General features: G+C 58.6%; 10 protein-coding genes and 1 tRNA gene. 8 read left to right on the top strand and 3 right to left on the bottom strand.

Features of this window, described 5'->3' with window-relative positions:
* Positions 1-149 precede the first annotated feature (149 nt).
* The gene (locus ACR0EL_RS09435; RefSeq protein WP_480499589.1) at positions 150-1,421 is read left to right on the top strand and encodes an NAD(P)/FAD-dependent oxidoreductase; all 1,272 of its coding nucleotides are present in this window, start codon (positions 150-152) and stop codon (positions 1,419-1,421) included.
* A 15-nt stretch (positions 1,422-1,436) separates the two neighbouring features.
* Here ACR0EL_RS09435 and ACR0EL_RS09430 read toward each other — a convergent pair whose 3' ends face one another.
* The gene (locus ACR0EL_RS09430) at positions 1,437-2,339 is read right to left on the bottom strand and encodes a LysR family transcriptional regulator (RefSeq protein ID WP_480499588.1); all 903 of its coding nucleotides are present in this window, start codon (positions 2,337-2,339) and stop codon (positions 1,437-1,439) included.
* A gap of 72 nt (positions 2,340-2,411) precedes the next feature.
* Here ACR0EL_RS09430 and ACR0EL_RS09425 point away from each other — a divergent pair, with 72 nt between their 5' ends.
* The 5 genes from ACR0EL_RS09425 (at position 2,412) to ACR0EL_RS09405 (ending at position 9,587) form a co-directional block, all read left to right on the top strand.
* Positions 2,412-5,624, top strand: coding sequence for a reductive dehalogenase (locus tag ACR0EL_RS09425; protein ID WP_480499587.1), 3,213 nt, complete (start codon positions 2,412-2,414; stop codon positions 5,622-5,624).
* 127 nt (positions 5,625-5,751) lie between these two features.
* Positions 5,752-6,618, top strand: coding sequence for an FAD binding domain-containing protein (locus ACR0EL_RS09420; protein WP_480499738.1), 867 nt, complete (start codon positions 5,752-5,754; stop codon positions 6,616-6,618).
* A complete protein-coding gene (locus tag ACR0EL_RS09415; protein WP_353010563.1) occupies positions 6,615-7,094 on the top strand; it encodes a (2Fe-2S)-binding protein in 480 nt (159 codons plus the stop codon). Before ACR0EL_RS09420 ends, ACR0EL_RS09415 begins: the two co-directional genes overlap by 4 nt.
* Positions 7,094-9,349 (top strand): xanthine dehydrogenase family protein molybdopterin-binding subunit, encoded by a 2,256-nt coding sequence (locus tag ACR0EL_RS09410; protein ID WP_480499585.1) that lies wholly within the window; start codon positions 7,094-7,096, stop codon positions 9,347-9,349. Before ACR0EL_RS09415 ends, ACR0EL_RS09410 begins: the two co-directional genes overlap by 1 nt.
* Positions 9,342-9,587: a MoaD/ThiS family protein gene (locus tag ACR0EL_RS09405; RefSeq protein ID WP_480499584.1), complete on the top strand. Its 246-nt coding sequence runs from the start codon at positions 9,342-9,344 to the stop codon at positions 9,585-9,587. The genes ACR0EL_RS09410 and ACR0EL_RS09405 overlap by 8 nt, the downstream gene beginning before the upstream one ends.
* On the opposite strand, the gene ACR0EL_RS09400 is transcribed toward ACR0EL_RS09405, so the two are convergent.
* Positions 9,584-10,291 carry a lysophospholipid acyltransferase family protein gene (locus ACR0EL_RS09400; protein ID WP_480499583.1) on the bottom strand — a complete coding sequence of 236 codons (708 nt, stop codon included), beginning with the start codon at positions 10,289-10,291 and terminating at the stop codon, positions 9,584-9,586. The two genes, ACR0EL_RS09405 and ACR0EL_RS09400, sit on opposite strands and share 4 nt — an antisense overlap.
* A 142-nt stretch (positions 10,292-10,433) precedes the next feature.
* On the opposite strand from ACR0EL_RS09400, the gene ACR0EL_RS09395 reads away from it, so the two are divergent.
* A tRNA-Trp gene (locus tag ACR0EL_RS09395) sits at positions 10,434-10,509 on the top strand.
* Positions 10,510-10,535: 26 nt separating this feature from the next.
* Here the strand turns inward: ACR0EL_RS09395 and ACR0EL_RS09390 are convergent.
* Entirely contained in the window at positions 10,536-11,462 is a 927-nt protein-coding gene (locus ACR0EL_RS09390) for an alpha/beta fold hydrolase (RefSeq protein WP_480499582.1), read from the bottom strand.
* A gap of 171 nt (positions 11,463-11,633) precedes the next feature.
* Here ACR0EL_RS09390 and lptF point away from each other — a divergent pair, with 171 nt between their 5' ends.
* The gene (lptF, locus tag ACR0EL_RS09385; protein ID WP_480499581.1) at positions 11,634-12,773 is read left to right on the top strand and encodes an LPS export ABC transporter permease LptF; all 1,140 of its coding nucleotides are present in this window, start codon (positions 11,634-11,636) and stop codon (positions 12,771-12,773) included.
* Positions 12,774-12,788: the final 15 nt, after the last annotated feature.

Here is a 12,788-nt window from a genome sequence, read left to right as displayed (position 1 = left end):
CGGTGTGGGCAATGCCCGCGCCGGCCCGGCCCCTGCCGTCCGCAGGACGCAAGGCCGAAGGCCGCGCAGATTTTCGATCAGGTTTGATCTTTGATTGGTAACGGTCGCATGGACGCGCTAAGGCTGCGCAGAATGATTGAAAGCGCGCCATGACCAATCCCGATGAACCTCTTTGGCGAACCACCTGCCGTGAAACTGTCACGGCGGCACCGTTGTCGTCTAACATAAGTGTAGACCTTGCGATCGTAGGAGGTGGCTATACGGGCTGTTCGGCGGCCTTATATGCGGCGCAGCAAGGTGCATCTGTTTGTCTGCTCGAAGCAAAGAGCATCGGGCATGGCGGCTCTGGGCGCAATGTGGGGCTGGTCAATGCAGGCCTTTGGCTACCGCCTGACGATATCCGCAATCATCTTGGGCAGGAAACCGGTGACCGACTGATCGATCTGTTGGCGCAGGCACCTGCGGATGTCTTCGATCTGATCGATCAAAATGGGATCGATTGTGAACCGGTACGGCAGGGCACGCTTCACTGTGCACATTCCGGGGTAGGGCGCCGCGATCTGCAGAAACGACATGCGCAGTTGGTTGCCAGCGGTGCGCCAGTTGAGTTGCTAACAGCGCAGGATGCATCACAAAGAACCGGCAGCACAGCGTTCCAAGGAGCGCTATACGATCCGCGAGCGGGAACCATCCAGCCGATGGCATACGTCATGGGCCTGGCGCGGGTGGCCGCAGAGTCAGGAGCGCACATCTATACGGAAAGTCCGGTCCGAAGTCTGCGCCGCGAAGGCAAGGAATGGTTACTTGAGACACCTCAAGGGAATGTGCGGGCGCGGGCTGTCATTCAGGCCACCAATGCGTATCATCAGGGCCCTGAAGAAACTGCACCTGACTATGTCCCTGTCTACTACTTCCAATATGCGACCACCCCCCTGTCACACAATCTGCGCGCCAGCATTTTACCAGCTGGTGAGGGGTGCTGGGATACGGGTCTGATCATGACATCGTTCCGTCTGGATGGCGACGGGCGGATGATCATCGGTGGCATGGGTGATTTGGGTCATGCCGGGTGCGGAATACACTCAGCTTGGGTAAGACGAAAACTGGATCGGATATATCCGCAACTCTCAGATCAGCCCCTTGTCGAAGGGTGGCACGGTCGCATTGCCATGACGTCTGATCATATCCCGAAGATCACGCAAATTGGCCCCAATGCCTTGTCGGCGCATGGGTTTTCTGGTCGGGGTATCGGACCCGGTACGGTGTTTGGACGTCTGATGGCGCAAAGTCTTCTGACGGGTGATCCATCCTGCCTGCCTGTTCCAGTGGTGCCCGAACACCACGAGCGATGGCCTCGCCTGCGTCGGGTCTATTTTGAAACGGGTGCTGCACTGACACATCTGATCAAAGCGCGGTTCTGACGGGGTGCTTGACGATCAGCTTCGCAGCCGAGCGACAATCTCTTCGATCCGTTTGCGCAGCCAACGATGGGCAGGGTCGTTGGCCATCCGTTGATGCCAAACCATGTAGATCGACACAGGCTCGCACTCAAAGGGTAATGGCGCGCAGTCCAGCTCGGATAGTGGGCCTTGTTTCATCAACGCCGTATCGGTCGATATGAGGGGGCTGCCCTTCACGAATGAGGGAATGGCGTTGAAATGGGGCAGGGTCACGACGGGTGGTCGGATTTGGTTCTGGTCGACCCCACGCATCACGGCGCGCGCGCTGCGGCCATCGGGGAAGCGCACTTCGATATGGTCGCTTTCGCAGTAGCCTTCCCAACTGTTGGGCGCATCGCGCTGGGTTCCATCAAAAAATACCATCAAAGGGCTTTGCATCAGGCGTTTCTGCAGAATATCCGGCCCGTCCGGGGGCAGCGGAGTCAGCATCAATTGGCACCTGTCACTGCGCAGCACGTCTGGGTCTGGCACGCCTGACGCGATGAAGTCGATCCTCAGCTGAACCCCCTCGGCGCGGGTTTCGCGCAGGAGGTCGGGAAAGATCAACTCGCGCGGCAGATCATTGGTTGCGATGGAAATCTCGATCTCTTCTGACTGAGGATCAAATGGGCGTTCATCGGTCAGCGCACGCATGCCGTCGAGGACGGCCTGTACCGGTTCTTTCAGTGACAAAGCGCGTTCTGTCGGCGTCAGCCCCTGTCCCGATCGCACTAAGAGCGGGTCCCCAAGCACTTGGCGTAGCTTGCCCAATGTGTGGCTGATCGCGGATTGGGTTACGCCCAATCGGTCGGCAGCTTTCGAGACGGAACTCTCCTCGAGGATCGTCAGAAACGCGCGGAGAACCTTACCATCAAGGTCAGAAAAATCGATTTTCTTCATATGATTTATGATTAGGCATGAATGGATTTGCTGTCCACCGGGCGCTAGACAGAATTCAGGCGGGGAGGCTTCATGGGCATTCGTTTTTTCTCGGACAAGAACCGACCAGTGCATATGGGTCCATATCCGCTGGAACGTCTGGCGCGCCAAAGCACCATTCCCGACCTATCAATACTGCCTGAAATGCCGCAGCTAAGCTTTCACCGGAATAGACAGCCCGAAAGCATTGTCAATGCGATGGGTGAATTTCAAGCGATGCTGGATACGATCCGCGATGGTCTGGTGAACCCGACCGTCTCGGATATTCCGGCTGATCCTGAGACCCGCGCGAACCATCTGAAAGCGTTTGGATATTTTAACGACGCGTCAATGATGGGTTGCGGGCCTTTGCCGCGCGATGCCTTCTTGGAGCAGCCCCGCCGTAACCCGGATATCGACCGTTTGGCGCAAGCTCTGCGCAGTCGTCAGACAAAGACGCTTGCCTCGGGCATTGATGTGATCATGGCGGACCTGAAAGACAGCGTCGAAGCGACGCCCGGTCCGATTGATAACCATCGCCACGCCATCGTCTTTCTGTACGAGTACAACCGCGATCCTGATCCAGATGAACCCGGCGCGGATTGGATCATGGATGCGCAGGACCACCGTGCTTGCCTTCTGGCGACTGAAAACGCGACGGTTATTGCGAACTACATCCGATTGCTTGGCTTTGATGCACGAGCGCATTCGGCCATGTCGTCTGAGGTTGATTTGGGCAAGCTGGCGGTGGCCGCAGGATTGGCGACGGTTGAAAACTCTGTGTTGTTGGCCCCTTGGCTGGGGCGGCGTTTTGGTCTGGCTGCGGTCACGACCGAGATGGAGATTGCCCATGATCTGCCCTTGGTCCCAATGGCAGAACAACCCTGGTTTCGCACGCAGGGTCCCGCCTGGTGGCTGGGGGCTGGGTTTGCCAAGAATGCAATGAACCGCGACCCATATGCCAAACGGCGCTATGTGGACGGCGCTCATCCGTTTGAGACGCTGAAACGGGTCGAAACGCCAACCACCTATATCGACGAAGAAAATGTCGCCCGCGTTCCTAAACGCGCGGACATGTTCGCTCGCGCCCAGTTCGGGGATATGGGCAAACATCTGCAAGATGCCGCAAAGGGTGGATACTACGTGCGCAAATCCGCCCCGAGTTTTGCCCAACGCCGGGCCCTTGGTGCATTTGTTCTTTTGCAGGATGGCGACAGTGCAGATGTGCCCAAACCCTCGGACGCCGCGCGCAACGCGGCCAACATCAAGGCGGCTAGCTACTTTCTGGGCGTTGATGCGGTTGGCCTGAGCCGCTGCCCGTGCTGGAGTTGGTATTCCCACGACGCGACAGGCGAAGAAATTGACCCGCCCCATGATCAGGCCGTTAGCATGATCATCGATCAAGGCTATGAAACGATGGAAGGCGCAAGCGGCGATGACTGGATCAGCGTCGCGCAATCTATGCGGGCCTATCTGCGGTTTTCGCTGCTGGGTGGGGTGATCGCGCAGCAGATCAGGAACCTGGGCTACAAGGCCAAGGCGCATACGGTGATGGATGGCGAGGTGCTGCAACCACCGTTGTTGTTGCTGTCCGGATTGGGTGAGGTCAGCCGCATCGGGGAGGTCATCTTGAACCCCTACTTGGGTCCGCGTCTGAAATCAGGGGTGGTGACGACCGATATGCCGGTCGATCACGACAAGCCCATCGATTTTGGCCTGCAGACCTTTTGCGAATCCTGCAACAAATGCGCGCGTGAATGCCCCTCGGGTGCAATCACCGCCGGACCTAAATTGATGTTCAACGGCTATGAAATCTGGAAGTCCGACAGCCAGAAATGTGCAACTTACCGGATCACCACACCCGGCGGGTCAATGTGTGGGCGCTGTATGAAAACCTGCCCCTGGAACCTTGAAGGCATCTTCAAGGAACGCCCCTTTCGCTGGGCTGCGATGAACATTCCGCAAGCGGCCCCCGCATTGGCCAGACTGGATGACGCAGTTGGAAATGGCGGGCTGAATGACACCAAGAAATGGTGGTGGGACATCGAGTTGCAGGGCGATGGGTCTTATCGACCCTCAACCCATCCACTTAACCGCCGTGATTTGCAACGGGACCTTGACCTAAAGTACGAGGATCAGACTTTGGCGGTGTACCCCGCCAATCTGGCCCCACACCCGTGGCCTTATCCCTTTGCCATGGACCGAGAGGCCGGGATCGCCGCGTATCAGGCGATGGTTTCGGCAGACGAATACAAATCCCGCAAGGCTGAGGGGGATCGATCTGTTGTACATCGCTATCAGATCGCTGGCGACGCACCTGTGATGCGGGTTGCGGTGACCAAGGTCGACAAGATGACAGCGGATGTTACCAAATACGAGTTCGCATCGCTGGACGGTGCGCCCCTGCCGGGATGGACAGCGGGCGCACATCTGGACGTGCTGGTCGCGCCCGAATTCCTGAGGCAATACTCGATGTCGGGCAATCCATCGGATCGGGCAACCTATCAGATCGGCGTGCTGCGCGAGGATGAGGGGCGCGGCGGGTCCGCTCTGTTGCACCGGATCTTCAACGAAGGGCGCAAGGTTTTCATCTCAAAACCGATCAACCATTTCGAACTGGACGAGACGGCGACCAAGACCTTCCTGATGGGTGGCGGCATCGGGATCACGCCGATGATTGCCTTTGCCCACCGCCTATATACGCTGGGCCGAGAATTCGAGTTGCACTACTCTGCCAGCGCACGCGACAGCGCCGGGTACCTTGAAGACCTGGCCACAGCCCCTTGGGCAGATCGCGTTTACAATCATTTCTCGGACGAAGGAACCCGTGCCGATCTGGATGCTATCCTTTCGGGCTATCACGAGGGATGGCACGTCTATAGCTGTGGGCCGGATCGCTACATGGACGGGGTGATGCAAGCGGCCGTTCGACAAGGTTTCCCTGATAATGCGCGGCATCTGGAGTATTTCTCAGCTCCGGAAACGCCCGAATATGAAAATCACCCCTTCCGCCTCAAGCTTGCGCGTTCGGGTCAGGTTTTGTCTGTCCCCGCAGACAAGGATGCGGCTCAGGTCCTGAACGAGGCCGGCTTTCACGTGGATGTGAAGTGTTCGGACGGGATTTGCGGGGTTTGCAAATGCGGCGTTCTGACGGGTAAAGTTGACCACCGTGATTTCGTTCTGTCAGCGAAACAACGCGAAAACGCGATGATCCTGTGCCAAAGCCGCGCGGCAGATCCGGACGGCGTGATTGAGATCGACTTTTGACTACGGTCTGAAAGCGACATGGTTTGACATCAAAATAGGTCGTGCGGGCCATGGACGCCGGAGGATGGCTGAACTAACGTCCATCCGAACCCCAGTGAATCCTGACCCACAGGCGCGAGGTAAAATCATGGATTATCACAGCCCTGCCAGCTTTGCCGAAGCTTCGGCTCTGGCCGCAAAAGCAACGGGCATCACACGGTTTCTGGCTGGCGGCACCGATGTCTTGGTGCAGCTGCGCTCGGAACTGGTGACACCCGACACGCTGATCGATATCAAGAAAATCAACGGTGTACACGACATCACCCGCAACGCCGATGGCAGTTGGACCCTTGGCGTCGCCACCACCGGTGCCGAGATGAGCGAGCATCCCGAGCTTGGACGTGATTGGCCCGGTGTGGTCGAGGCGATGGACTTGATCGGATCGACTCAGGTGCAGGGGCGCGCAACGCTGACTGGGAACCTCTGCAACGGCTCTCCGGCGGCTGATTCTGTGCCTGCCATGGTTGCCGCTGGCGTGACCGTTTCGGTCACCGGACCGGATGGTTCGCGCGAAGTGGCGGTCGAAGAAATCCCGACCGGCCCGGGTAAGACCTCGCTGGCGAAGGGGGAGGTGATTTCTGCGGTCAACATCCCGGCGCGGGGCGAGAATGCGGGCGACGCCTATCTGCGGTTTATTCCTCGAACCGAGATGGATATCGCGGTTGTCGGCGTGGGGGTGAGCCTGCATCTGGATGGGGACACGGTCTCCGACGCCCGCGTATCACTGGGGGCCGTCGCCCCAACCGTTTTGCTGGTAGAAGACTGTGCGAACGCGATCATTGGCAGCACGCTGGATGATGCGGCGTTGGATGCGCTGGGCGCGGCGGCCTGTGCCGCCTGCAACCCGATTGACGACAAGCGCGGTACCATTGCGTTCCGTACCGAAGTGGCCGGTGTTTTGACCAAACGTGCCGCAAAAATCGCCTATGCCCGCGCAAGGGGAGAAAACGTATGAGCAAGCTCCACGTATCAACCACCGTCAATGGGGACGCGGTCGATTATCTGTGCGACCCGCGTGAAACTCTGCTGGATTGTCTGCGCGACAAGCTGAACCTGACCGGCGCGAAAGAAGGCTGCGGCACCGGCGATTGTGGCGCCTGTTCCGTCACGGTCGATGGTCGTCTGGTGTGTTCTTGCCTGATGCTGGGTGTCGAAGCAGAGGGCAAGCAGATCGAGACGGTCGAAGGCATCGCGGACGGGGATGTTCTGCACCCGTTGCAGAAAAAGATGATTGAATATGCCGCCCTGCAATGCGGCATCTGCACTCCGGGCATTCTGGTCGCGGCCAAGTCGCTGCTGGAAAAGAACCCCAACCCGACCGAAGAAGAAACCCGATATTGGTTGGCGGGCAATCTGTGCCGCTGTACCGGCTATGACAAAATCATTCGCGCTGTGATGGACACGGCGGCTGAGATGCGGGAGGCGTCATAATGGCTCTGGACGATCGCAAATCTGAATTCACTTTTGTTGGGACGCGACCAAATCGCCCGGACGGTCTGGATAAGGTGACAGGCCGCGCCAAGTTTGGTGCGGATATCACCGCGCCCGGCATGCTACACGGCGCGATCCTGCGTTCTCCCCATGCCCATGCGCGGATCATCAAGATCGATGCGTCCAAGGCCGAGGCGCATAAGGACGTCAAAGCCGTCATCACCCGCGCCGATTTCGCCGATGTCCCGTTCAAGCCCGGTCTGGAAGGCGAATTCTGGAACGTTTTGGAAAACGTCATGGCGGGCGAAAAGGCGCTCTATGATGGTCACGCAGTGGCAGCTGTGGCGGCGACCTCTGCCCTCGCGGCGCGTGATGCGTTGAAACTGATCGAGGTTGAATACGAGGTCCTGCCCCATGTCACCGATGTGGACAAGGCGATGGCACCCGACGCGCCGGTCATCCGGGAAGGAGCGGCGGATTACTCCGTACCCGACGGGATGCACCCCAACGTAGTGCGCTACCACGAAAGCGGCCATGGTGATGTCGAGGTAGGCTTTGCCGAGGCTGATCTGGTGATCGAAGACAGCTTTGGTACCGAGGCGACCCATCAGGGCTACATTGAACCGCACGCCTGTCTGGGCATGCTGGGCAATGATGGCAAAGGTGAGTTGTGGTGCACCACCCAAGGTCACTGGATCGCGCAGAAAACCTGTGCCGCACTGTTGGGGATCGAAACCTCGCAACTGCGGGTGACGGCCTCGGAAATCGGCGGCGGCTTTGGTGGCAAGACCACCGTCTTCATTGAACCTGTCTCGCTCGCACTGAGCCGCAAAGCCAACCGTCCGGTCAAGATCGTGATGACCCGGTCAGAGGTGTTCCGCGCTACGGGGCCGACGGCCTCGGCGTCGATGGATATCAAGATTGGGATGAAGAAGGACGGTACGATTTCGGCAGCGCAGGGTGTGTTCCGCCTACAAGGTGGCGCTTTCCCGGGTGCGCCGGGTGACATGACCGCCATGTGCGCCTTTGCGCCTTATAACCTGACCAACGTCAAGCAGATCGGGTATGACGTGATGGCCAACCGCCCGAAACAGGCGGCCTATCGCGCGCCGGGCGCCCCAATGGGGGCCTTTGCCGTCGAGTCGGTGATTGATGAGCTGTGTAAAAAGCTTGGTCTCGACCCCGTCGATGTGCGCCTAAAGAACGCAGCCCACGAGGGGACCAAGGCCAGCTATGGCCCGACCTACGAACGCATTGGTCTGGTCGAAACGCTGGAGGCCGCCAAGGCGCACCCGCACTATTCGGCACCGCTGAAGCCGGGGCAGGGGCGCGGGATTTCTTGCGGGTTCTGGTTCAACCATGGCGGTGAAACTTCGGTGTCGCTCGCACTGTCCGAGGATGGCTCGGCCCAGCTGATGGTTGGAACGCCTGATATCGGTGGCTCGCGCGCGTCGATGGCGCTGATGGCGGCCGAGGTTTTGGGTATTCCCTACGAGAACATCCGTGTAACCATCGCGGATACCGCAACACTTGGCTACAACGACGTCAGCCACGGCTCGCGTGTGACCTACGCGTCGGGTCTGGCGACGATCAAGGCGGCCAAGCACGCGGTTGAAAAGCTCTGCGAACGCGCGGCAGCCAAGTGGGGTATCCCGGTTGAGGCGGTGAAATGGGAAGACGGTTGCGCCGTGCCCTCAGGCCCCAATGCCGGTGATTTCGAACCGCTGGCCCTGTCCGACATCACGGCGGATATGGGGCGCACCGGTGGCCCGATCTCGGGCCATTTCGAGGCAACTCCAGAAGGTGCGGGTGTGTCCTTCGGTACCCATATCGTCGATGCCGAGGTCGACCCGGAAACCGGCAAGACCAGCGTGACCCGCTACACAGTCATTCAGGACGCCGGCAAGGCGATCCACCCGACATATGTCGAAGGCCAGTTCCAAGGCGGTGCCGCGCAAGGTATCGGCTGGGCGCTGAACGAGGAATATATCTACGGCGAAGACGGGCGGCTACAGAACTCGATCTTCCTCGACTATCGCATCCCCGTCGCAAGTGACCTGCCGATGATCGACACGGTGATTGTCGAAGTGCCCAACCCCGGCCACCCGTTTGGCGTGCGTGGTGTGGGCGAAACCGGCATCGTTCCGCCCCTGGCCGCCATCGCCAACGCGGTGTCAAACGCGGCTGGTGTTCGGATGAAGCAATTGCCAATGTCTCCGCCGCGCATTCTGGCGGCGCTTAAGGATAATGGTTGAGGTCCACCTTTGGTCCGGCCTCCGGTCACTGACTGGGGGCCAACAGGTGGTTGAGGTCGACGCCAAGACCACCGGAGAGCTTCTGCAAGCTTTGGTCGCCGCTCACCCTCAGTTGCAGGCGCCGATTGATGCAGGCGTTTCTATTGCTGTCGACGGGCGCGTCATTGCCACGGGGCTAACCGAACCCATCCCTGAAGGCAGTGAAATCTACCTGATGCAACGCTTAAGGGGCGGCTAGGCCTCGGGCGACCATGGCGTGCGCCCGACCATCCGGTCGGCCTCGGCCGTGATATCGTTCATATGTTGCTCAAGGCTCAGCCGCAGTGCCTCGATTTCTTCTTCACTGGCCTTGCGCGGTACCGTTTTGGTCCACTCGCGGCACAGAAACACGCCCTCATTGCGCCAAGGGCGAGGCATCAGCAGGCGGTCCCAGGTGCCGGCCTCTCGCCCGTGTTTGGCAGAGAAGGTAATGCCAAAAACCCGCTTGCCCGAAGTGCGCGCCCAGACCAGAGGCACGGTCGACAACACCCGTTCCGGGCCCCGGGGGCCATCGGCTGCGATCCCAATGGAAATGCCCCGTTTGATCTTGCCGATCACTTCGCGCGACACCGCGATATTGTTCGCGTTCTTGCTGGTCATGGCGATCGTGTCCATGCCAAACAGTTTCTGCACTCTGCCCACCATGCTGCCCGCGCGTGCCGAGGATGTGATCGAACAGATTTCTCCCTTGTCCAGTGGGAAAAAATAGGGCGATTGGGCCAGTCTTTGGTGCCAAAGTACGACGATGACCGGCTCACCCTGTTCGGCCAGTTGATCCAGCGCGTCATATCCGATGCGCTGCCAACGCGTGTTGCGGTTGACCAACCGGATATAACTGGCGATCCGCCGTGCAGCCCAATTCAACAAAGCTTCGCTGTCGGCGATTTTCGTGCGGAGGCTCAAACTGGGTTCCCTTTGTTGCCCGACCCTTGTCTTACCGCACTGCGCGCGCCGCGCAACTTGTTTGTCTGGTGAAGAACTAACGAGGATTGCAAAAAAGCCTCTTGAGTCCGTCGCGCGGCTAGCATATCTGGTGGCGCACCACAGGGGTATAGCTCAGTTGGTAGAGCGACGGTCTCCAAAACCGTAGGTCGCGGGTTCGAACCCTGCTGCCCCTGCCAATTCAACAAAATGTAGCGACGCTGATTCAGGCCAATAACAACTGGTCTCCGATATTTGTCTTGTGCCGGGTCGGCATAGTTTTGGCATCCCGCCCGTCGATCGTTAGAGCCAGATCTTTGTAGAACCCCTTGCTATCGAACCACCAGCGATGGGATTTGGCCATCTTGCGCTGCCCTTTTGGGACGTCGCGCTTGTATTGTTCCTCGCAATAGATGTCCCAATGCCCTTTTGAGGTTAGCTTGGGCATTCCAACGCGGCCGACACGTTCCCTGCCACCGTTCACAAGGCCGCCGGACAGCGCCAGAACCTTGTCCTTGCCACTGTAATAGTTGGTAAACCGCTTGCTGCGCTTTTTCAGGACCAGATCGCCCCAGGCGCCTTTTTCCAGCCATTCCGCATCCACATCACCCGAGGCGAAGGTGACCTGATCCGCCGACCAGATTTTATTGCCGGGTCCTGCGGAATCACCGAAGTCAGAGAAGGCGCGCAAGACCACCAAAGCCCCCATGGAGTGGGCCAGAATGTGCACTTTGGGCTTTGGCGACATGCCGAGAAGTGGCAACATGCCATCCCCAACCAAATGCGGGGCCACAGCTTTGGCATCTGCGCGGTCGCTGTCATAGGTATGCAGCGACCCGTCGCTGGGCCAGTCAAAGGCGACAACCGTGCCCTTAAATCCATTGGCCCGGACACCCTTCTCAATCTTGTCCAACCGATCCAGCATATCCTTCTGGCTGGTATTGAAGCCGTGAACATAGATCAAAACGGCAGAGTCTCCGCCTTGCTGCCGCACGAGCTCCAGCCATTTCGCCTTTTTGATGATACCGCCTTTGCGGATGCGCCCGTCGGCGGTCTTCTGAGTGATATGGACGTAGCGCGTTTTTGCTGCGGGCTTTAAGGTGAATTTCTTTTTCTGGGCGTTGTAGGTGCGCCGTGAGAAAAATAAGGCCATTTGTTAAACTCCTTTATTCATAATCTGCTGAGTGTCGCACGAACTTGAGAGTTCACAAAACGCAATCTCGCAAGGATTGGAATGGGCGAAGCATAAGGAAGGGCGACAGGTTCCCTCTGCCAATCGAATGGCCTATGGTCAGGCCCGGTAGACACAGACACACGAGGACCCATGTCGCGCTTTGATGGATATTTCCTGCGGCAGTTGCTGATTCTGTTTGGCTTTTTCACTTTGGTCCTTGTCGGGGTATTCTGGATCACCCGATCCGTCAGCCTATTTGATCGGGTCATCAGCGGCGGGCAATCGGCGATGGTGTTTCTGGAGTTCACTGCCCTGACACTGCCAACCCTGATCCGCACGGTGATGCCCATGGCTGTGTTTGCGGCGGCGGTTTACGTCACCAACCGATTGAGCCGGGAAAGCGAGTTGACAGTGATGCTGGCGACCGGGTCCAGCCCCTGGAGGTTGGCGCGCGCTGTGGTTCTGTTTGGCCTTATCACGGGTCTGATGATGGCGATCATCAGTGTCTTCCTGCGCCCGGCCTCGGTCGAGCAGCTTGAGATCAGACAAGCCGAGGTTGCCGGGGATGTGACGGCGCAGCTGTTGAACGAAGGCGAATTTATGCACCCGGCCGAAAATGTAACAGTCTATATCGGGGGCATTGATCTGGATGGAACACTGCAAGAGGTGTTTGTGTCCGACCGGCGTGATCCAGAGAATGCAGTCAGCTATTCCAGCGCCACGGCCTATCTGGTGAACAACAGCACCGGTATTCATCTGGTGATGGTCGATGGCGTGGCTTTGCGGCTGAATGCCGAAGGGCGGACGCTGTCCTCGACCTTGTTTCAAGACGCATCCTACGACATCTCGGAACTGGCCAATACAGGCGGCATGACCCGGCGCAGCCTCGAGGCGATTTCAACGGTCGAATTGCTCTATTCCATGAAGACTATCGAGGAAACGGAATTGCACAGCCGTGGGCACCTGATCGAAGAATTGCATCAGCGCTTCTCGTGGGTAGCGATCTGTATTGCGGTGTCGCTGGCGGGGTATGCAACGCTCATGCTTGGCAGCTTCTCTCGTTTTGGGCTATGGCCACAGATCCTGGGGGCCTTCACGATACTGGTGCTGTTGGAAGGAGTTAGAGGGTTCGTGTCACCGGTTGTGATCGAAGATCCACGGCTTTGGGGATTGCTTTATCTGCCAGCGGTGATCGGGATACTCATTTCGGTCTTATTTCTGCTTGTCGCGGGTCGACCGGTGTTGAAAAAACGCGCCAGACCAGAGGGGGCTTTGGCCTCTCCGGCATGAGCACGTTTACCAAGC

This window comes from Ruegeria sp. AH12, assembly GCF_056541465.1.
This window is presented reverse-complemented; position numbering and strand designations above follow the sequence as displayed.

Coding starts and splice junctions, on each gene's coding strand:
- ACR0EL_RS09420 (WP_480499738.1), top strand. CDS start 5,752: ATGGATTATCACAGCCCTGCCAGCTTTGCCGAAGCTTCGGCTCTGGCC.
- ACR0EL_RS09430 (WP_480499588.1), bottom strand. CDS start 2,339: ATGAAGAAAATCGATTTTTCTGACCTTGATGGTAAGGTTCTCCGCGCG.
- ACR0EL_RS09410 (WP_480499585.1), top strand. CDS start 7,094: ATGGCTCTGGACGATCGCAAATCTGAATTCACTTTTGTTGGGACGCGA.
- ACR0EL_RS09415 (WP_353010563.1), top strand. CDS start 6,615: ATGAGCAAGCTCCACGTATCAACCACCGTCAATGGGGACGCGGTCGAT.
- lptF (WP_480499581.1), top strand. CDS start 11,634: ATGTCGCGCTTTGATGGATATTTCCTGCGGCAGTTGCTGATTCTGTTT.
- ACR0EL_RS09405 (WP_480499584.1), top strand. CDS start 9,342: ATGGTTGAGGTCCACCTTTGGTCCGGCCTCCGGTCACTGACTGGGGGC.
- ACR0EL_RS09435 (WP_480499589.1), top strand. CDS start 150: ATGACCAATCCCGATGAACCTCTTTGGCGAACCACCTGCCGTGAAACT.
- ACR0EL_RS09425 (WP_480499587.1), top strand. CDS start 2,412: ATGGGCATTCGTTTTTTCTCGGACAAGAACCGACCAGTGCATATGGGT.
- ACR0EL_RS09390 (WP_480499582.1), bottom strand. CDS start 11,462: ATGGCCTTATTTTTCTCACGGCGCACCTACAACGCCCAGAAAAAGAAA.